Raw genomic sequence first — 18885 nt, forward strand, 5'->3', positions numbered from 1 at the left:
CCGGAGGTGAGGGTCACGTTACGGCTACGCGCACTGGTCGCCGTCCCCGGCACCGGGCCGGTGACCCTGGACGTTCCCGCCGGCACACTCGCCGCCCTGGTGGCGCCGCCCCGGTTCGGCACGGCGGTCGCCCGGGTGCTGGCCGGGCTGGCCCCGCCGGTGACCGGTCGCGTCCTCGTCGGCGACCGGGACGTCACCAGCCTGCCCCCGCCCCGCCGGCAGATCGGCTACGTGCCCGCCGGTGGCGCGCTGCTGCCGCAGCTCACCGTGCGGCGCAACATCGAGTACGGCCAGCGCAAACGCGAACGGGTGCACGAGGTGGCGAACGACTGGACGGCCACAGTGGTCGACCGGCTGGAGTTGGCGCTCTCCCTCGCCCTGCTGCCGCACCAGATCTCCGACGCCCAGCGCTTCCGGGTGGCGCTCGCTCGAGCGGCGGCCTGCCTGCCCGAGGTGATGGTGGTCGACCTGCCGGCCGGTTCGGCGGGCGACAGCCGCCTCGGTGACCTGATGCCTCGTCTCTCGCCGCCGGACGCCCCGGGGGTGGCGGTGCTGGTCTGCACCGCCGACCCGGCGACCCTGGCCGAGATACCGGTGCGGCACGAGCTGGTCACCGAGCCGAGCGAGGCGGCCCGATGAGGCCGGCCGCCCGGGTGAGTCGCCGTACGCTGCTGCGCGCCGCCGCCGCGGGCGCCACCGCCCTGGCCGCTGGCTGCTCCGGCGGAACCCGGTCAGTGCAGGTCGCGGTGGTCTGGAGCACCAGTGAGCTGGACCGATTCCGCGAGGTCGTCGCCGGCTACCCCGCCCAGGTGCAGGTGATCAGCGCCGGCAACGACATCGACGCGTTCCTGCGTGCCCGACACCTCGCCGGCACCAGCCCGGACGTGGCGATCCTGCCGCGCCCCGGCCTGGTCACCGAGTACGCCCAGCGCGGCTGGCTGAGCCCGGTGCGCGCGTCCACCGAGTACGCCGTACCCGCCGGGTTGGGCGAGCTGCTGACGGCCGAGGGCCAGCGCTACGGCGTCTGGGTCAAGGCGGCGCACAAGTCGCTGGTCTGGCACCTGCCCTCGATGCTGCCCGTGCAGCCGGCCAACTGGGACGCGCTGGTCCGGCAGACCCAGGAGCTCGGGGCGCTCGCCCGGCGCGGCGGCGGGCCGGCGCCCCTGGCCATCGGCGCCGCGGACGGCTGGGTGCTCACCGACTGGTTCGAGAACGTGCTGGCCGACGTGGCACCCGAGAGCTACAACACCCTGGCCCGGCCGGACGCCGACTGGCAGGGCAGACCGGTGCGCGAGGCGCTGGACCGGCTCGCCGGGCTCTGGAGCATCAACGGGGCGTTCGTCGGCGGCGGCCGTCGTGCCCTGCTCACCCAGTACGAGGAGTCGGTGATCCAGGTGGTGCACACGAAGCGGGCGGTGATGCTCGTCGGAGCCGACTTCACCGCCGACGTCGCCGACCCGTTCCAGCGCGGCCCGGAGGCACCTGTCACGTTCCGGTTCCCGGGCGCTCAGCCGGGCGGCGGCCCCCTGATCGTCGGCGGGGACGCGGCCGTGGCGTTCGCCGACGCCCGGGGTGGAGTCGAGCTTGTCGAGTGGCTCACCAGGGCCGACTCGTTCCAGCCGTGGCTGCGCGACGGCGGCTACCTCTCGCCCAACACCAACGTCGCGATCGGCAGCTACCGGGACCGCGTCGGCCAGGGTCTCGCCGAGGAGATGCGGGCGCCCGGCACCCTGCGTTTCGATCTCTCCGACCAGCTGCCCGGCGCGTTCACCGGCTCGGACGGGGTCGGCATCTGGCGGATCATGCAGGGCTTCTTCGCCGACGTCACCGACGGGGTCCGCGCCAGTGAGGCGATCCGCCGGGCCACCGGCCTGCTCGCCGCGGCGGCCCGCAGCGCGGGGGGCGGCCGATGAGCCAGGTGCGGGTCCTCGGCGAGCTGGCAGTCCTCGACGACGTCGGTCCAGCCCGGCGGGGTCGGGCCTATCCGGCGGCGGGGGCCACGTCGGCCCTGCTGCTGCCGGCTGCGGTGCTGCTCGGCGGGCTGGTGCTGTGGCCGGTGCTGCGGACCATGCACGCCAGCGTCACCACCGACGGTCGCTGGGTCGGCGCGGCGCACTTCCGGACCGCGCTCGCCGCCCCGGGCACCGGCGCGGTGGTCGGCAGGACGGTCCTCTGGGCCCTGCTGGTGCCGGCGGTGGTGACGGCACTGGGCTATCTGCTCGCCGCCGCGTCCCGCCGCTCCCAGGAGGGCGGCCTGGTCCGGTTGATCCTCCTGGTGCCGGTGGCGTTGCCGCTGGTCGTCACCGGGGTCACCTTCCGGCTGATGTACGACCCGGACCCGAGCCGGGGGCTGGCCACCCTGGTCGCGACCCGACTGACCGGCCGCCCGGTCGAGGACGCGCCGCAGTTGCTCGGGCCGGGGATGGTCACCGTCGCGTTGATGTCGGCGTTCGTCTGGGCCTGGGTCGGGTTGGCGGTGCTGGTCTTCCGGTCCGCGCTGGACGCGGTGCCGCCGAGCCTCGCCGACGCGGTCCGCGCCTACGGCGGTACGCGTCGCCATGTGCTGTGGGACGCGCAGTGGCGGCCACTGTTACTGCGGACGACCGCTGTGGTCTTCGCGTTGGTGGCGGTCGGCACCAGCCGCACGTTCGATTTGATCCTGGTGATGACCCCCGGCTCGGTCCGCGAGGAGGCCTCGGTGCTGGCGCTGCGGATCTGGCAGACGTCCGGGGGCACCACCACCACCACCGGCGACGGCGCCGCGCTCGGCGTGGTGTGGCTGGTGGCGGTAATCGGCGGGATCATGGTGGCCGCGCTCTTCGTCCGGCAGGCCTGGCCCCCGCCGCGCGTCGAGGCGGCACCGGAGCCCGCCCCGCTCGCCCCGCCCCGGCGGGTGTTCCGGCTGCTCGCGGCGGGTGCCGCGATCGCCTGGCTGGTGCCGCTGGCGGTGCTGGTCGCCACGTCGGCGCACGGCCGGGTGGACGCCGCCGCGCGAGGCTGGTGGTCGGCGCCGCCGAACGGCGAGTCCTACCGCAACCTGGTCACCGGCACCGAGCTGTGGCGCACGTTGGGCTTCACCCTGCTGCTGGCCACCGCGGTGACCGCCACGGTGCTGGTGGTCGCGCTGCTGGCCGCGTACCCGTTGGCCTGGTTGACCGGACCGGCCGCACAGGCCACCGGGCTGCTGCTGCTGGCGGCCAGCGTCGTGCCGATCCAGGTCATCGCCGGGCCGGTCAACGAGGTGCTGGGCCTGGTGCTCTCCTCCGGCACTGCCCAGGGCCTGGCCCTGGTGCACATCGCGCTGGGCGTGCCGTTCGCGGTGCTGGTGCTGCGCAACGCGTTCGCCGACCTGCCGGTGGAGCAGGTCCGCGACGCCCGGTTGGGCGGGCGTCGGTGGTGGCACACCCTGCGCCGGTTGGCCCGGCACAACCTGTCGGCGGTGGTGGCGGTCTCCGTTCTGGAGTTCGTCCAGGTCTGGAACGACCTGGTGGTGGGGCGGCTGTTCGGTGGGCCGGGGTCATCGCCGCTCGGGCCGTTCCTGGCCGAGCAGACCCGCAGCTTCGTGAGCAACAGTGGGGCGCTGGCCGCCAGCTCGGTGCTCGCCTCGGTGCTGCCGGTGGTGCTGGTGGTCCTCTCGCGACGGCACCTGGTCGCCGGGCTCGTCTCCGGGGGCGTGCGGTGATCGGGCCGGGTGGTTCGCGTGGCGGCTCGCGCTGGCCGGCGCTGATCGCGATCGGCGGCGTGGTCGGCAGCGTCCTCGCCAACGTGGCCAGCAACCTGGCCGGCAATGTCCTCTCCGAACTGGCGGCCAGCGTGCTCGGGCCGGTGACCATGGTCCTGGCCTCCGGCGGCGTCATCGGTTACGTGGTGTACGAGGTGCGCCGCCGCCGCGCCGGCCGGGAGGTCGACCCCGAGCCGACGGAGGTGCTCACCACCCCCGCCGCCGGGGCGCCCAATCTGCCCTACACGGCCGAGTTCACCGGTCGTGAGGAGCACGTCGACGCGCTTGTCGGTCTCCTCGCCCGGGAGCACGCGGTGGCGGTTCTGGGCCGACGCGCGGTGGGCACCTCCGCGTGCGCGGTGCAGGCCGCGAACGAGTGCCGGGAGGATTTCCCCGACGGGCAGTACTACCTGGACCTGCGGCGGCGCGGCCGACCCCGCTCGGCCCGGCAGGTGCTCACCGCGCTGGCCCGGATCCTGGGCACCGCCCCGCCGACCTCCGGCCGGCCGGACGCGCTCGCCGCCGCCGCCGACGCGCTGCGCGGTCAGCTCGACGGTCGCAAGATCGTGCTCGTGCTGGACAACGTGGACCGTCCCGACCAGGTCCGGCCACTGTTGCCGCCCACCGCCCGCACCTGCCGCCTGCTGCTCGCCGGTGGTCCGGCGCTGGTCGGTCTGGAGGGTGTGGTCGCGCACTGGATCGCCGAACCGGGCACGTCCGAGGCGGTGGAGCTGTTCGCGACGGCGGGCGGGGCCGCGCCCGCCGCCCGGGTCCGTCGCGCCGACCCGCGCACCGATCCAGCGGTACGCGAGATCGTCGACCTGTGCGGGCGGCAACCGCGTACCGTCCGCGCGCTCGGTTACCGCACCGCTCAGCACGGCTGGCGGCACTCCGACGTGCTGGACGCGCTGCGCCGCGCCGTGCAGACGCCACCGCACCAGCGGCTCGCCGTCTCACCGGCGGCCCGCCTGGTCACCGAACGGGACATCGCTTACCGGGTGTTGCCCCGCCAGGCCCGACGGTTGTACCGGCTGATGTCACTGGTTCCCGCCCCGGTGGACCGGCCCACCATCGCCGCGCTGGCCGGACGGCACCCCGACCTGGTGACCGCACTGCTCGACCGGTTGGCCGCGGCGGCGTTCGTGGTCGGCGCGCCCGGCGACCGGTACGAGATCCGCCCCCTGCTGGCCGGCAGCGCCCGACTGCACCTGCGGGACGCGGATCCGGTCCGGGCCCGGGTCGCCGCGCAGGCCCGACTGACCCGGCACCTGGCCCGCCGGGCCGAACGGCACGCGGCCAACCTGGCGGTGCTCGGCTCCCCGGGGGACCGGGAGTGGTCACTGCCGCTGGACGACGACCCGTACGGCTGGTTCGACCTGCACCAGGAGCTGCTGCTGGCGGTGGTGCGGGTGCCGGCCGGCGCGAAGGAGACACTGCCCCGCCGGGTCCGTCGGTGGTGGTTCCGGTTGGCAGTGGCGCTGTGTGGGTGGCTGGCGTACGCCGAACGGCTCGACGAGTGGGAGCAGGTCTGCCGCACCGTGCTGGCCACCCCGACCGCCGACGACCGTCCGGAGATCGCCGGGTGGGCGCACAACGAGCTGGGGGTGCTGCGTCGACGCCGGCACGACCCGCAGGGGGCGGCGGCCGCGCTCACCCTCGCGGTCAACGAACGGGGGCGGCGGGGCAACGCCCAGGCGCGGATGAACCTCGGCCTGGCCCTGCTCGACCTGGGGCAGCTCGACGACGCGGTGGAGCACCTGGAGATGTCCCGCCGACACCGCTCCGGCGCCGACCGGGCCGGGCACGCCCTCACCGAGCTGGGCCTGGGCGCGGCCCAACTGGCCCGGGGCGAACCGGACACCGCGCACCACCACCTGGTCCGGGCGGCCAACACGTTCCGGTCGGTGGGCGACGCGCGCGGGTACGCGGCGGCGCTGACGAACCTGGTGCTGGTGCACGCGGCGCTCGGCGAGCACCTGGACGCCGCCCAGGCGTGGCGGGCCGCGCTACGCGAGTACGAATCGGTCAACGACCCGACCAGCCGGGCGACGGCGCTGCTCAACGCCGGGGCGACGCTGCTGAACAGCACGCCGGGGCAGGCGCGGACGGCGTACGAGCTGTTGGCCGAGAGCCGCCGGCTGCGCGAGGAGAGCCGACCGACCGCCGGGCTGGCGCGTACCCTGCTCTACCTGGGTGACGCCTGCGCCGCGCTGGGTGACCAGGCCGACGCGCGGCGGCACTGGGCGGACGCGGCTGCGGTGGCCGAGGAGGTCGCCGACGCCCAGGGGTTGGCCGCCGCCGACGCCCGACTCGAAGACGATGCCAGCGACCGCGTGACGTAGGTCGCCCACGGTGGCCGCTGGCACAGGTCTGGGAGACTGGACTCTAGATTTGCTTTGTTACTCATTGTTGCCCAAACTGAGCAATTATGGGCGGGTTATATCGCATTTCGGAGTTCGCGGAACGCATTGGTCGCTCCGCGAGCACGGTGCGCCGATGGGAGGCTGAAGGCCGGATTGTCGCCAGACGTACCCCCACCGGCCAGCGGTACTTCGACGAGTCCGATGTGTGCGCCGTGCTCACTCCCGGTTTTTCGCGAGACGACCGGAAGGTGATCGTTTACTGTCGGGTGTCTTCCGCTGGACAGTAAACGACCTTGCGTCGCAGCGCACCGCCATGGAGACGTTCTGCCTAGCCCGAGGGCTGGCCGTGCACGAGTGGGTCAGTGAGATCGGCGGTGGTATGGATTTGCTGCGGCCCAAGCTTCTCAACGTCATGAGCCGAGTCAAGGCCGGGCAGGTGTCGACGCTGGTCATCGCCCACGAGGACCGGCTGGCCCGGTTCGGCTTCGACTATCTCGCCTACGAGGCTGAGGTGGCCGGATGTGAGCTGTTGGTGACCAACCAGGAATCGCTGTCACCGCGGGAAGAGATGGTCGCCGACCTGCTGTCGATCGTGCACAGTTTCTCAGGTCGGCTCCATGGCCTGCGCCGATACGAGAAGCCGATGAAGACCGACGACTTGACCGGGGGTGCCCGGTGAAGACCACCCGGATCGCTTACTCGCAGCGACTCAACGTCGGCAAGTATCGTGCGCTGGCCGAGCAGGCCCGGCGACTCGGGCGGGTACGCAGTGAGGTTTGGCGCCGCTACGGCTCCGTGGCCGGGGCAGGGCTGACGGACCGGCAGGTCCGCGACCAGTGGTTAGCCGAGGGCACACACCGACGGTTCGAGGTGCTGGCCAACGCGTGGAAAGAGACCGTCCGTGACGCGATGGCCGACATCACCGCCAGCCGGGAGTCGGCGAAGGCGGTGGTACGTCGGGCGGTTGGGCGTCATACCGCAGACCCCGCCGCGCGCAGACGGCTGTTGGGGCTGCTCAAGACCAACAAATGGTCCGGCGACGCGTACCTGGCCCGGCAGATGCGCAAGCACTGGCGGCGCGGGCACAACCACACCCACAACCAAATCGTGGTGCGCGCCGACAAGCACCACACCCATGTCGACGGCAACGGCCTTCTGTGGCTGGCTGTGCCGGGGCTCGTGCGGCGTCAGCTCGTGCGTATCCCGCTGAATACCACCATCGCGCCGAGGGGCACGCTGCGGCTGATCCTGCGCGGCGACCGGGTCGAGGTCCACTACCAGATCGACGCCGCCACCATGAAGACCTCACAGCGTCCGTGCGGCGGAGCGACGATCGGCGTGGACAAAGGCTACACGGAGGTACTGACCGACTCCGACGGCAACCACCACGGCGCACGCCTCGGTCGGTTACTGACAACCGAGTCGGATCGGATCAAGGAACGCAACCGCCGCCGGGCGAAGCTGCGTTCGATCGCCAACAACGCCGCCCGACGCGGCGACCAGGCCAAGGCGGACCGGATCAGCCAGAACAACCTGGGCACCGTCAAGCGTGACCGGCAGGCCGCCCGCCACCGGGCACAGGTCCGCACGGAGATCTTCACCGCTGTACATCGAGTCGTCGACAAGGCCACCGTCGTCGTGGCCGAAGACCTCACCAAGACCTTCGCCGGGCGTAAACCGCTCGGCAGGGACACCAACCGACGCCTCGCCGCGTGGACCAAAGGAGTCACCGCCGAGGCACTGGCCAGCGTGTCGGAGCGCAGAGGTTCTGCGCTCGTGCACGTCAACGCCGCCTACACCTCACAAGTCTGTCACCGCTGCGGCTGCCTCGGCCGCCGCGCCGGGGACCGGCTTCACTGCACAGTGTGCGGGGTGGTGTGGCAGGCCGACGTGAACGCCGCGATCAACGTCCTGCAACGACACGGTGACCCCGACATCACCCTGCGCACCCCGCATAACTTGGTGAAGCAGATCGTGCAGACACGGGCCGATCGCCACCGGAGCAGACTGCCGCTCCCGGACTTCAGCCCAGCCCTGCTGAGCGAAGAGCGAATCATCCGGAAGTCTCACCCCGATCAGGTGTGAGCAACAAGAAGGAAGCAGACTCTGTGATCGTGGACGCGCTCTCGGTACGGGGACTCAGTCGCAACTTCGGCAACCTGGTCGTGCTCGACGAGGTGAGCTTCACGCTCCCGGCGGGCCGGATCGCTGTGGTGCTGGGCCCGAATGGCAGCGGCAAGACGACTCTGCTGCGCTGTGTCGTCGGCGCCGACCGGCCGGACGCGGGTGAGGTGCTCGTGCAGGGCCGCCGGGCCGACGAGACCGATCCTCAGGTGCGGGCGCTGGTGGCGGCCGCCCTGGACGACATCGACTTCTTCCCCGACCTGTCGGTGGTCGAGCACCTGGAGTTGGTCGCGTACGCCCACGGGGGTGACGCCGAGCCGGTCGAGGAGGTCCTCGCCGAGCTGGGTCTGGAGACGGCCCGCGACCAACTGCCGGTGACGTTGTCCAGCGGGCAGCGCCGCCGGCTGGCGCTGGCGTCCTGTTTCGTCCGGCCCCGCCGGGTGCTGATCCTGGACGAGCCCGAGCAGCGGCTGGACGTCCGCGGGCGACAGTGGCTCGCCGACCGGCTCCTGCGGGAACGGGCGGCGGGCACGGCCGTGCTGTTGGCCTCGCACGATCCGGAGCTGATCGACGCGGTGGTCGACGAGCGCATCGAGATCGGCAAGTGACCGCGGCGCCGGCCACGATCGCCGACACGCCGGTCGGGGTGCCGACCGCCCGGCAGGTGCGAACCCACCTGCGCAAGGCCCGCAGCCGGCACCACGACCATTCCCTCGGTGACGTGCTCGGCGACGCGTACGTCATGGTCCTGTTCGTGGGCATGTACGGCTGGTTCGCGATCAGCGCCAGCCGCGATCTGCTGGACTCCCCCACCGTGGGGCAGGCCGAGCCGGGGGTGCGCTGGTGGCTGGCGGTCGCCGCGCTGCTGGCCGGCGCAGGGCTGGCCTGGCGTGGTCTGCGCGCGCTCGGCCCGCTGCTGGTCACCCCGGCGACGCAGAGCTGGGCGACCAGCGCGCCCATCGACCGGCGGGCCTGGCTGGCGCCGCGCTTCGTCCTGTTGCTGCTGGGCTCGGCGGCCGGCACCGCGGCGCTCGGAGTGGCGGTGGCGGCGCTCGGTGGGGTCAGCGAACCGTCCGCCCTGGGCTGGGCGGCGGCGGCCGGCGCGGGGTGGGGGGCAGCCGCGCTGGCGCTCAGCGTCGTCGCCCAGAGCAGCCGGTCGGGGCGACGCTGGCCGACGGTGGTCGGGGCGGTCCCGATGGTGGCGGCGGCCGTGATCACCGCCCTGGTGGTGCTCGTCGGTCGCCTCGGCGACGGGCTGCCCCGGCCGGCGACGACACCGACCGTCGCGTTGTTCGCCGCCGCGGTACCCCTCGTAGGCGTCGGCATGATCCTCGCGGTACGCGCGCTGCCCCGGGTCGACCGGGCCACCCTGACCACCGGCGCGCAGTTCGCCAACGCCGCCGCAACGGCCACGATCCTGCTGGATCCGAGCCTGCTCGCCGGCCTGGTGGAGAGCCGCCGCTGGCGCCGGATCGGCCGGGTCCGCAGCCGCCGGTTTCGACCCGGCCCCGGCTGGTGGGCGCTGCTCCAGGCCGACGTACGCCGGTTGCGCCGTCATCCGAGCGCCGTGCTGATCTGGGCGGCGCTGATCGGGGTGCAGTACGCTGCCGCGCTCGCCCTGCCCGGGTTGGCCGGGGCCGCGCAGGTGGTGTTCGCGTACCTCGCCGTCAACCGGCTGACCGGCGGTCTGCGGTCGGTCAGCCGCTCACCCGGGCTGCGTCGGGCGCTCGGTGGCAGCGACAACCTGCTGCGCGGGATCCACGTGGTGGTGCCGGCTGTCGGCGCGGGCCTGTGGTGGTTGCTGACCCTGCCGACCGTCGACCCGGGGCCGGCTTGGCTGGCGCCGACGCTGGCGCTGGGGGTGGTGGCCGCCGCGTTCCGGGCCGGCACCCGCCCGCCGATCGACTACGGCGGCGCGACGGTCAACACGCCGTTCGGGATGATCCCGGTCGACCTGATGCGTCAGGGGTCACGGGGGCCTGCGCTGCTCGCCATACTGGTCCTCGTCCAGCTGTTCCTGGGCTGAGCCGGCTCATCCGCCCGGTCGGCCCGGGGCCCGATCACGGCACCACTCGGCGGCGTGTTCGGAGCGGCTGTCGTTTCCGTCCAAGACAGCGCCGCGACCGCGATCTAGCGTGGACCCGGCAGCCCGCTTCCGAGCATGAGGAGACACACAATGCGCGACCTGGTCTACACCGGCTTCATGTCGCTCGACGGCGTCGTGGACTCGCCCGGCGGCGGGCCGGGTGAGGAGCACCGCAGCGGCGGTTGGGTGTTCAAGGACCTCGAGTTCGTCCCAGAGGCCTGGTCGCTGAAGGGCGAGGAACTCGCCGACACGACGGCGTTGATGTTCGGCCGTCGCAGCTACGAGGCGTTCGCGCCGGTCTGGCCCGGTTCGGAGGACCACGCCGACTACAAGGACCTGCCCAAGTACGTGGTGTCGAGCACGCTGTCCGACGACGCGCTCGTCGACGGGTGGGGGCCGACGACGATCCTGCGCTCGACCGGGGACGTCGCCGCGCTCAAGCAGGGCGAGGGCGGGGCGATCTTCATCCACGGCAGCGCGGAGCTGGCCCGGCGGCTGTCCGATGAAGGGCTGATCGACCAGTACAACCTGCTCGTCTTCCCCGTGCTGCTCGGTGCCGGCAAGAGCCTGTTCGGCCGGGCCGACCGCGACAAGCACATGCTGACGCTGCGGGAGTCGGAGAGTTACTCCAACGGGATCCTCAAGGTGATCTACGACGTCAAGCGCTGATCCAGGTCGAGGGCTATGGCGCCGCCGGTGCCCTCCCGCAGCTGCCGGACGGTGCGTCCGACGTAGGAGCGCAGTGCCCGGGCCAGGTGCGGCTCGTCGAAGTAGTCGAGCTTGGCGACCACGTCGGCGGCCGGGTCGCCGGTAGCCAGCAGCTCCGCCGCCGTACGGGCCCGCTCGATCTGGCGGACCGCGCCGCGCGTCAGGCCAGTCGCGGCACGGAACCGACGTTCGACGGTACGCCCCGAGACGGCCGGACGGTGGCCGCGCAGCAGCTCGGCGACGAGCAGGTCACGGACCACGGTCCCGGCGCGGACGAGGCTGTCGACCAGGGCCTCGGCGTCGTCGGGGCCGGGCATCTCCCAGCGCGCGCCGTCCAGTCGGAACGTCCGGCGCGTGGTGTCGGGGAGCTCGATGCCGCCGTCGACCAGCGTCGGCGTGGGCAGAGCCCGCAACGAGGTGCCGACGGCGAACTCGATGCCGGTGAAGGCCGCGCCCTCCGGCACCGGCGCCGTGCTGGTCCGGGTCTCGGGACCGGTGATGCTCGCGTACGTCCGGCCAGCCTGCTCCCAGAACACCAGGCCCCAACGCACCCCTGCCACGGACGTCATAGTGGTGACCTGCTCGCTCGTGCAGGTCCACACGGTGTCGACCCATGGCGAGTCGGACCCGCGCGTCTCGAACCGCAGTCCCACTGGCGAAGGATACGCCGGCGAGCACGGTGGACCGGGTGCTCCTAGCCGGAGCCGAGCGCGGCGGCGACAGCGGCGACGCCGTCCTCGATCTCGGTGGGCGTACGGGCCGCGTAGCCGAGCACCAGGCCGGGCCGGTACGGCCGCTGGCAGTGCCAGGACAGCGGTTGCACCTTCACCCCGCGCGCCAGCGTCGCCGCCGCCAGCTCGGTGTCGACCACTGTGTCGTCCAGCGTGATCATGAGGTGCAGGCCGGCGGCGGCGCCGTGCACCGTCGCCGACGGCAGCACGCGGGTCAGCGCGGCGATCATGGCGTCCCGCCGGCGGATGTGTCGGCGACGCAGCAGCCGCAGATGCCGCTCGAAGGCGCCGGAGGTCATCAGCTCCGCCAGCACCAGTTGCGGTAGCACTGCGTTGCCCAGGTCGGCGTTGCGCTTGGCGGCGACCACGGCCTCGCGCAGCCGCGTCGGCACGAGCAGCCAGCCGACCCGCAGGGCGGGGGCGAGCAGCTTGGAGACGCTGCCGGCGTAGCAGACCTGCTCGGGCAGCAGGCCACGCAGCGCCGGCACCGGAGGACGGTCGTAGCGGTGCTCGGCGTCGTAGTCGTCCTCGATGATCAGACCGCCGGTCCGCGCCCAGGCGACGAGTTGGCGGCGGCGGTCGCCGTCGAGCACCACACCGGTCGGAAACTGGTGCGCGGGGGTGAGCATCACGGCCGGTACGCCGCTGGCGCTCAGCTCCTCGACCCGCAGCCCGGCGTCGTCGACGCTGATCGGCGGGGTGTCCATCCGCCAGTTGTTCAGGTGCTGGCGCACCCCGAGCGAGCCCGGGTCCTCGACGGCGATCCGGTCGACGCCGGCAGCGGTGAGTGCCTGGGCGAGCAGCCCGAGCGCCTGGGAGACGCCGGCCACGATGATCACCTCGGCGGGGTCGACGCTGATGCCACGGTTACGGGCCAGCCAGGCGGCGACTGCCTGTCGCAGCGCGGGCGTGCCGCAGGGGTCGCCGTAGCCGAGGTCGGCCGCGGCGAGGCGGCGCAGCACGCTCCGTTCCGCGCGCAGCCAGTCCGCACGGGGAAAGGCGGCCAGATCGGGTACGCCGGGCGTCAGGTCGATGGTCGCGTGCGCCGCGCGTACCGCGTCGAAGATGTCGGTGCCCGGTGCCGGCGGGAAGGTCGTGACCGGTGCCGGCGCGGCGGCCGCTGTGGGTGTGGGCGCGGCCGGCGCGGCGACGACGACAGTGCCGGCCCGGCCCCGACCGGCGATGTGCCCCTCCTCGGTCAGGCGCTGGTACGCCTCGGTGACCACGCCCCGGGAGACACCGAGGTCGGCGGCGAGCACCCGGGTCGGGGGCAGCCGGTCACCGACCGGCACCCGTCCGTCGGCGATGGCCTGCCGCAACCTGTCGGTCAGCCAGTCGGCGCGTCCGCCCGGGGTCGCGTCGCTGATGGCCAGGTGCAGGAAGTCGGACCCGGCCGATATGGACCTCTCGGGCGCGTTCGCTTTGGCTCTGCCCATCGGACCATTGTGGCAGCAGAGTGAGCAGGAGCCAGACCTGCCAACTCCGCCGGAGGACGATCGTGACCATCCCGTTCCTGATCACCACGCTGATCGTGGTGGTCACCCCCGGCACCGGGGTGATCTTCACGCTCTCCGCCGGCCTGTCGCGGGGTGCGCGGGCCGGGGTGCTGGCGGCATTCGCCTGCACGCTGGGGACGTTGCCCCATCTGCTGGCCGCCATGACCGGGCTGGCCGCGCTGATGCAGACCAGCGCCGTGGCGTTCGAGACCGTCCGCTACCTCGGCGTCGGCTACCTGCTCTACCTGGCCTGGTCCATGGCGCGCGACCGCGACGCCTTCGCGGTGACCACCGACGCCCCACCCCGCTCGGCGATCCGGGTGATCGTCTCCGGGGTGCTGGTCAACCTGCTCAACCCGAAGCCGACGATGTTCTTCGTCGCGTTCCTGCCGCAGTTCGTGGACACCACGGCACCCGGCTCGACCCGGGCGATGCTCGGCTGCGGCGCGGTGTTCATGCTGCTCACCTTCGTGGTGTTCAGCGGCTACGGCATCTTCGCGGCCCGGGTACGCGACCGGGTGCTGACCCGACCCCGGGTCACCGACTGGCTGCGCCGATCCGCCGCCGGCACGTTCGTCGCGCTCGGCGTGACCCTCGCCCTCACCGAACGATAGGGCCACAGTGCAGTTCGAACATTCTCCGCGGCTTCGCGACGCGTACCCCGACCTGGTCGCCGGTGTGGTGCAGGCCGCCGGGATCACCGCCACCGCCGACGTGGCGGCACGCACGGCCGCTCATCTCGCCGAGGCGCGGCGGCGGTTGGCCGGTGGGGCCGAGAGCGGGTTCCCGGAGATCCAGGCGTGGCGGCGGGCGTACGCGGCGATGGGGTTGCGGCCCACCAAGTACCGGTGCGCCGCCGAGGCGCTGCTGCGTCGGCTGCGCCTGGACGGCGAACTGCCCCGGGTGCACCCACTCGTCGACCTCTGCAACGCCATCTCGGCCGCGTACGCCATCCCGGTCGCGGCGCTCGACCTGGACCGGGTCGACGGCGACCTGGTGGTCCGGCCGGCACACGGCGACGAGGCGTACCTGAGTTTCGCGGGCGACACCGAGCATCCCGAGCCGGGCGAGGTGACCTTCGTCGACTCCGCCGGGCGGGCACACGCCCGACGGTGGACGAACCGGCAGAGCGGCTGGTCGGCCGTACGGGCGGGCACCTCGTCGGTGCTGATCGTCGCCGAGGCGCTGCACGCTGGCGGCGGGCCGGCCGTGACCCGACTGGTCGCCGACCTCGTGACGGAGCTGACCGAGGGGTGGTCCGCTCCGACGGCCGCCGCGGTGCTCACCGCCGCCGCGCCCCGTTTCCGCACCCCGGCGGCGGATGACGACCGGGGTCAGGCGGTGTCGCCGGGCAGCAGGTGACGGTAGCCGGGGATCGTCTCGGCGAACCAACCCGCGACACTGGCCAGACCGCGGTCGTTGAGCTGCGCGTCGTGGATCGGGTACGCCGCCGCCGCACCCACGGCGCCGGCGAACCGGATCGCCTCGTCGAGGCGCAGCCAGGACCCCTGAGCCGGGACGAGCAGGGTGCGCACCGGCTCGTCCGGCACATGCAGGGCGTCGCCCGGGTGGTAGAGCTCGCCGCCGATCAGGTAGCCGAGGTTCGGGCAGTCGGGCTGCCCCTCGTGGATCGCGGCGTGCCGGCCACCGTGCGCGCTGACCGGAATGCCGGCCGCCGTGAACCGCTCGCCCGCACGGACCCGGGTCACCGGCAGCGGGGCGAGATCCGGCAGGCGGGCACCCTCCGGCGCGTACACGGGGACACCGAGACCGGCGAGCCGCAACACGTCTATGTGGTCGGTGTGCTCGTGGGTGACCAGGACGGCGTCCGCGCCGACCAGGGCCCGCGGCTCGCTCCACGTCCCCGGGTCGATCACCAGCACCCCACCGTCGTGCTCGACGCGGACACAGGCGTGCGTGAATCGGGTGATCCGCATCAGGCGACGGTACGCCGCCGGCAGATGGGTCGTGGTCCTCGTGGCGGTTGGGCCGGCCCTGCCGGGGTAGTGCGGCAACATGCCACAGCGATACGAGAACTACCCGAGGATCGCCGTCGTCACCGGTGCGGACTCCGGCATCGGCAAGGCTTGCGCGGTGGCCCTGGCCGAGGCCGGCTTCGAGATCGGCATCACCTGGTACGGCGACCCCGACGGCGCGGAGCGGACGGCCACCGAAGTCCGCGCGACGGGACGGCGTTGCGAGGTCGCCGAGGTGGACCTGACCCGACTGCCGGACGCGGCGGCGGTGGTGGACGAGTTGGCCGACCGGCTGGGCGGCATCGGGGTGCTGGTCAACAACGCCGGCACCGGGGCCTCGACGCCGTTCGTCGACACCGGGTGGGAGCAGTGGCGCGAGGTGCTCGCCGTCGACCTGGACGCGCCGTTCCTGTGCTCCCAGCGGGCCGCGCGACGGATGCGGGCCACCGGCGCCGGCGGGCGGATCATCAACATCACCAGCGTGCACGAGCACGCGCCCCGGGTGGGCTCCGCCGCGTACTGCGCCGCGAAGGGCGGGCTCGGGCTGCTGACCCGGGTGATGGCCCAGGAGCTGGCCGCCGACGGGATCACCGTCAACGCCGTCGCCCCGGGCGAGATCGCCACGCCGATGACCGGTCAGGAGGATGTCGACCCGTTCACCCAGGAACGGCCCGGCGTGCCGCTGGGGCGGCCTGGCGACGCGCGTGAGGTGGCCGCCGTGGTCGCGTTGCTCGCCTCCCCCGCCGCCAGCTACGTCACCGGCGCGTCCTGGCCGGTCGACGGGGGCATGCTGCTGATGGGTCCCCAGGCCGCGGCGTTGACGAACGACGACTGGCGGTCGGTCTGAGCGGCACCGGCGTAGTGCCCGGTGGTCAGGCCTGCTCGCGGTCTCCCTCGTCCAGCCCGCCACCCTCCGTGGTCGCATGACTCCGTTACCGTCACCTATGAGCGGTGGAGCGGGTCCGGGCGGCGAACCAGCCGCTCGGAGAACGGGACAGCGCCCAGCAAAGCGGGTACGTATCCTCCGAACTCCGGTGATCAGCAAGCGGCGGTGGGGCCGACCGACGGCGGAAGGGGACCGGATGCCCGGGTGGGCTGGTCGGGGCGGGCGGCAACGACGCGCCTTCGTCGTCGGTGGGGCACTCTTCGCGATCGCCGTCGTCATGTTGCTGGCCGCCTGGCGCAGCACCGGCTTCCTCAGCGACCTGCTGCTCAACCTCGGGGCCAGCGTGGTCCTCGCGGCCATCTCGTACGTCATTTTCGACCCGTTGTTCGAGGAGGCCCGCAAGGCGCGGGTGCAGGAGCACCTCAGCTTCGACCAGCAGGCGTTCGTGACACGGCTGCACCGCTCCGGGCGTCGGGTGCGCATCCTCGACACCTGGACGATCCTGCTGGAGCAACGGCACCGGGAGGACACCCTGAGCGCGGTGCGAGCGGCGCTGGCCAACGGCGCCCAGGTGCAGTTGCTCCTGCTCGACCCCGACTGCACCGCCGCCCAGCAACGCTCCGAGGAGCTGGAACGGCAACGGGTGGACGTGCCCCGGCAGATCCGCACCAACCTGCGCCACCTGGCCGCGTTCGCCGAGGCGCTCGACTCGCGGCTGCGCCACCGCCTACAGGTCCGGCTCTACGACGCGTCCCCGTCGATCCAGCTCTACCAGTGGGACGGGCGGGCGCTGATCTCGTTCTTCCCGATCGGCAAGTTGTCGTTCAACGTGCCGCAGCTCGAGGTGGACATGGACAGCCCGTGGGGCGGGTTCGTGCACGCCCGGTTCGAGGAGCTGTGGGAGCACGAGCAGGCCACCCTCGACCTGGAGAGGTACTGGTCGGTCACGGTCACACTGCGCCACGACGAGTCGGACGTGGTCGAGGTACGCGTGCCGTTCGTGACGGTGGACGGGCAGCACTACGTCGACTGCCGGGGGTTCCGGGTGACCGGGCCGCTGACGGTGCGAGCCGTGCTGCCGCCCCGCGCGTCCGGGGCGGCGCCCGGCGTGTTCGCCCTGGCCGAGCCCGCCGACAGGGACCGCACCCCGGTCGCCGTGGTGAAACGGCACTTCGACCAGAAGTACGGGCACGACGACGGCGAGCGGGACGTCCGCCGACTGGTGCCGCCACCGGGCGATGCCCGTACCCCGGCGCCCCGCCCCGCGACGGCCGGTGACACACACGCACGGTGACCCCCGACCGACCCGTGGGTTCGGCACAGGAAACAATGGTGGTCCACCCTCATCGCCAGGAGGACCGTCGGCGTGTCACACCGCACCGCACCGCCGTCCGGGGCGGCGCAGCTGCGCGCCGACTGCGGACGCTGCTTCGGGCTGTGCTGCGTGGTGCCCGCCTTCGCCGCGTCGGCGGACTTCGCCATCGACAAGCCGGCCGGCTCGCCCTGCCCCAACCTGCGCCCCGACCACCGCTGCGGCATCCACACCGAGCTGCGGCAGCGTGGTTTCCCCGGCTGCACGGTGTTCGACTGCTTCGGGGCCGGGCAACAGGTCGCCCAGGTGACCTTCGGCGGGCGGGACTGGCGGGACGCGCCAGAGACGTTACCGGCGATGGCGGAGGCGTTCGCGGTGCTGCGACCGCTGCACGAACTGCTCTGGTACCTCACCGAGGCGGTGGCGCTGGGCCCGCCAGCCGACCTGCGCGCCGAGCTGGAACGCGCCCGCGCCGAGACGCTGACGCTCACCGAGGGTGACCCGACGCAACTTCGCGCGGTGGACGTCGCCGACCACCGGAACCGGATCAACCCGCTGCTGTCCCGGGCCAGCGACGCGGCCCGCGCCCCCGGCGGCGCCGACCGGCGGGGCGCGCACCTGCTCGGGGTGGACCTGCGTAGCGTCGACCTCCGCCGGGCAAACCTGCGCGGAGCGCTGCTCATCGGCGCCGACCTGCGCGGAGCGGACCTCAGCCTGGCCGACGTCACCGGCGCGGACCTGCGCGGCGCCGACCTGCGGGGCGCGGACCTGCGGCGCACGCTCTTCCTGCACCAGGCCCAGCTGGACGCCGCCCGGGGTGACGCCCACACGCGGCTGCCGCAGACGCTCACCCGGCCGGCGCACTGGACGGCGCTGCCGCTCACCCCGGTCCGTCAGCCGGCCCGCTCCCCCGCCCGTCGGGGCCGTCGCCGCTAGGAACGGCCCGACCCGGTCCGCCGCACGCTCCCGTCAACTCCTGGAAGCCGGCATGGACCGGGCACTGTGGGCAGCGGGCGCGGTCGCAGAGCCGGCAGAGGTGGGCCAGGCTGCCGGCGTCCGCCACCTCGTCGTGCAGCAGAGTGCGGGCGATGTCGGCGAGCTGGGCGCGCTGCTCGACGGTCAGCGGGGCGAGCAGCGCGGTCAGCACCTCCTGCCGGGCGCGCAGGGTCCGGGCGGCGACCGCCGTGCCCTCGGTGGTGAGGTGCAGGGCGCGGCTGCGCGCGTCGGTGCCGGGACGCCGCTCCACCCAGCCCTGTTCCCCGAGCCGCCGGACCAGGTGCGCGACGCCGGGCTGGGTGAGCCCCAGCACCTGGCCCAACCACTCGGCGGTCACCCCCGGCTGGTCCTTGAGGACGACGAGCGCCTCGGCGAGCGCGCCGCCGGCCCCGACGGACGCGCTGACCGACGCCCGCATCCGCGAGCCGACGAGCAGGGCCAGTGCGCCGAGCAGGTTGGCCGAGCCGTCCTCGGGTAGATTCATAA

Annotated in this window: 17 protein-coding genes and 1 pseudogene; 14 read left to right on the plus strand and 4 right to left on the minus strand. The window is 73.3% G+C overall.

Translation table 11 applies throughout. The features are described from left to right. Positions 1–6 precede the first annotated feature (6 nt). The 9 genes and pseudogenes from MED15_RS32260 to MED15_RS32300 all read left to right on the plus strand — a co-directional run bounded on the left by MED15_RS32260 (position 7) and on the right by MED15_RS32300 (position 10963). Entirely contained in the window at positions 7–639 is a 633-nt protein-coding gene (locus MED15_RS32260; protein WP_167457778.1) for an ATP-binding cassette domain-containing protein, read from the plus strand. Then, entirely contained in the window at positions 636–1913 is a 1278-nt protein-coding gene (locus tag MED15_RS32265; protein ID WP_112737793.1) for a type 2 periplasmic-binding domain-containing protein, read from the plus strand. Before MED15_RS32260 ends, MED15_RS32265 begins: the two co-directional genes overlap by 4 nt. Beyond that, on the plus strand, positions 1910–3682 hold the full coding sequence (locus MED15_RS32270) for an ABC transporter permease (protein ID WP_112737795.1): 1773 nt from the start codon (positions 1910–1912) through the stop codon (positions 3680–3682). Before MED15_RS32265 ends, MED15_RS32270 begins: the two co-directional genes overlap by 4 nt. After that, complete coding sequence (locus MED15_RS32275; protein WP_112587687.1) at positions 3679–6063, plus strand: tetratricopeptide repeat protein; 2385 nt, start codon at positions 3679–3681, stop codon at positions 6061–6063. The genes MED15_RS32270 and MED15_RS32275 overlap by 4 nt, the downstream gene beginning before the upstream one ends. Before the next feature lie 86 nt (positions 6064–6149). Beyond that, positions 6150–6763, plus strand: a pseudogene (locus MED15_RS32280) (IS607 family transposase). After that, positions 6760–8169: an RNA-guided endonuclease TnpB family protein gene (locus MED15_RS32285; RefSeq protein ID WP_112587689.1), complete on the plus strand. Its 1410-nt coding sequence runs from the start codon at positions 6760–6762 to the stop codon at positions 8167–8169. The pseudogene MED15_RS32280 and the gene MED15_RS32285 overlap by 4 nt, the downstream one beginning before the upstream one ends. Before the next feature lie 29 nt (positions 8170–8198). Beyond that, entirely contained in the window at positions 8199–8816 is a 618-nt protein-coding gene (locus MED15_RS32290; RefSeq protein ID WP_244220653.1) for an ABC transporter ATP-binding protein, read from the plus strand. Next, entirely contained in the window at positions 8813–10234 is a 1422-nt protein-coding gene (locus tag MED15_RS32295) for a DUF6297 family protein (protein ID WP_112587693.1), read from the plus strand. Before MED15_RS32290 ends, MED15_RS32295 begins: the two co-directional genes overlap by 4 nt. Before the next feature lie 150 nt (positions 10235–10384). After that, positions 10385–10963: a dihydrofolate reductase family protein gene (locus MED15_RS32300; RefSeq protein ID WP_112587695.1), complete on the plus strand. Its 579-nt coding sequence runs from the start codon at positions 10385–10387 to the stop codon at positions 10961–10963. On the opposite strand, the gene MED15_RS32305 is transcribed toward MED15_RS32300, so the two are convergent. Continuing rightward, the gene (locus tag MED15_RS32305) at positions 10945–11655 is read right to left on the minus strand and encodes a helix-turn-helix domain-containing protein (RefSeq protein WP_112587697.1); all 711 of its coding nucleotides are present in this window, start codon (positions 11653–11655) and stop codon (positions 10945–10947) included. The genes MED15_RS32300 and MED15_RS32305 overlap by 19 nt on opposite strands. A 41-nt stretch (positions 11656–11696) precedes the next feature. Next, positions 11697–13169, minus strand: a complete 1473-nt coding sequence (pdxR, locus tag MED15_RS32310) for a MocR-like pyridoxine biosynthesis transcription factor PdxR (RefSeq protein ID WP_112587699.1) — start codon at positions 13167–13169, stop codon at positions 11697–11699. A gap of 62 nt (positions 13170–13231) precedes the next feature. Between pdxR and MED15_RS32315 the strand changes: the two genes are divergently transcribed. Together MED15_RS32315 and MED15_RS32320 are read left to right on the plus strand one after the other, a co-directional pair. Further along, the gene (locus MED15_RS32315) at positions 13232–13843 is read left to right on the plus strand and encodes a LysE family translocator (RefSeq protein WP_091406584.1); all 612 of its coding nucleotides are present in this window, start codon (positions 13232–13234) and stop codon (positions 13841–13843) included. A 7-nt stretch (positions 13844–13850) separates the two neighbouring features. After that, positions 13851–14591, plus strand: coding sequence for a B3/B4 domain-containing protein (locus MED15_RS32320; protein ID WP_112737797.1), 741 nt, complete (start codon positions 13851–13853; stop codon positions 14589–14591). On the opposite strand, the gene MED15_RS32325 is transcribed toward MED15_RS32320, so the two are convergent. Beyond that, positions 14564–15166: an MBL fold metallo-hydrolase gene (locus MED15_RS32325; RefSeq protein ID WP_112737906.1), complete on the minus strand. Its 603-nt coding sequence runs from the start codon at positions 15164–15166 to the stop codon at positions 14564–14566. The two genes, MED15_RS32320 and MED15_RS32325, sit on opposite strands and share 28 nt — an antisense overlap. A gap of 79 nt (positions 15167–15245) precedes the next feature. Between MED15_RS32325 and MED15_RS32330 the strand changes: the two genes are divergently transcribed. The 3 genes from MED15_RS32330 (at position 15246) to MED15_RS32340 (ending at position 18339) form a co-directional block, all read left to right on the plus strand. Beyond that, a complete protein-coding gene (locus tag MED15_RS32330) occupies positions 15246–16052 on the plus strand; it encodes an SDR family oxidoreductase (protein ID WP_112587703.1) in 807 nt (268 codons plus the stop codon). Between the two features lie 235 nt (positions 16053–16287). Then, on the plus strand, positions 16288–17385 hold the full coding sequence (locus tag MED15_RS32335; RefSeq protein WP_112737799.1) for a DUF5919 domain-containing protein: 1098 nt from the start codon (positions 16288–16290) through the stop codon (positions 17383–17385). A 72-nt stretch (positions 17386–17457) separates the two neighbouring features. After that, positions 17458–18339, plus strand: a complete 882-nt coding sequence (locus tag MED15_RS32340; RefSeq protein WP_112737801.1) for a pentapeptide repeat-containing protein — start codon at positions 17458–17460, stop codon at positions 18337–18339. Here MED15_RS32340 and MED15_RS32345 read toward each other — a convergent pair. After that, complete coding sequence (locus tag MED15_RS32345; RefSeq protein WP_112733061.1) at positions 18284–18883, minus strand: MarR family winged helix-turn-helix transcriptional regulator; 600 nt, start codon at positions 18881–18883, stop codon at positions 18284–18286. The genes MED15_RS32340 and MED15_RS32345 overlap by 56 nt on opposite strands. Positions 18884–18885 lie beyond the last annotated feature (2 nt).

The sequence above is a fragment of the Micromonospora noduli genome (assembly GCF_003264475.1).
Classification (GTDB): Bacteria; Actinomycetota; Actinomycetes; order Mycobacteriales; family Micromonosporaceae; genus Micromonospora; species Micromonospora noduli.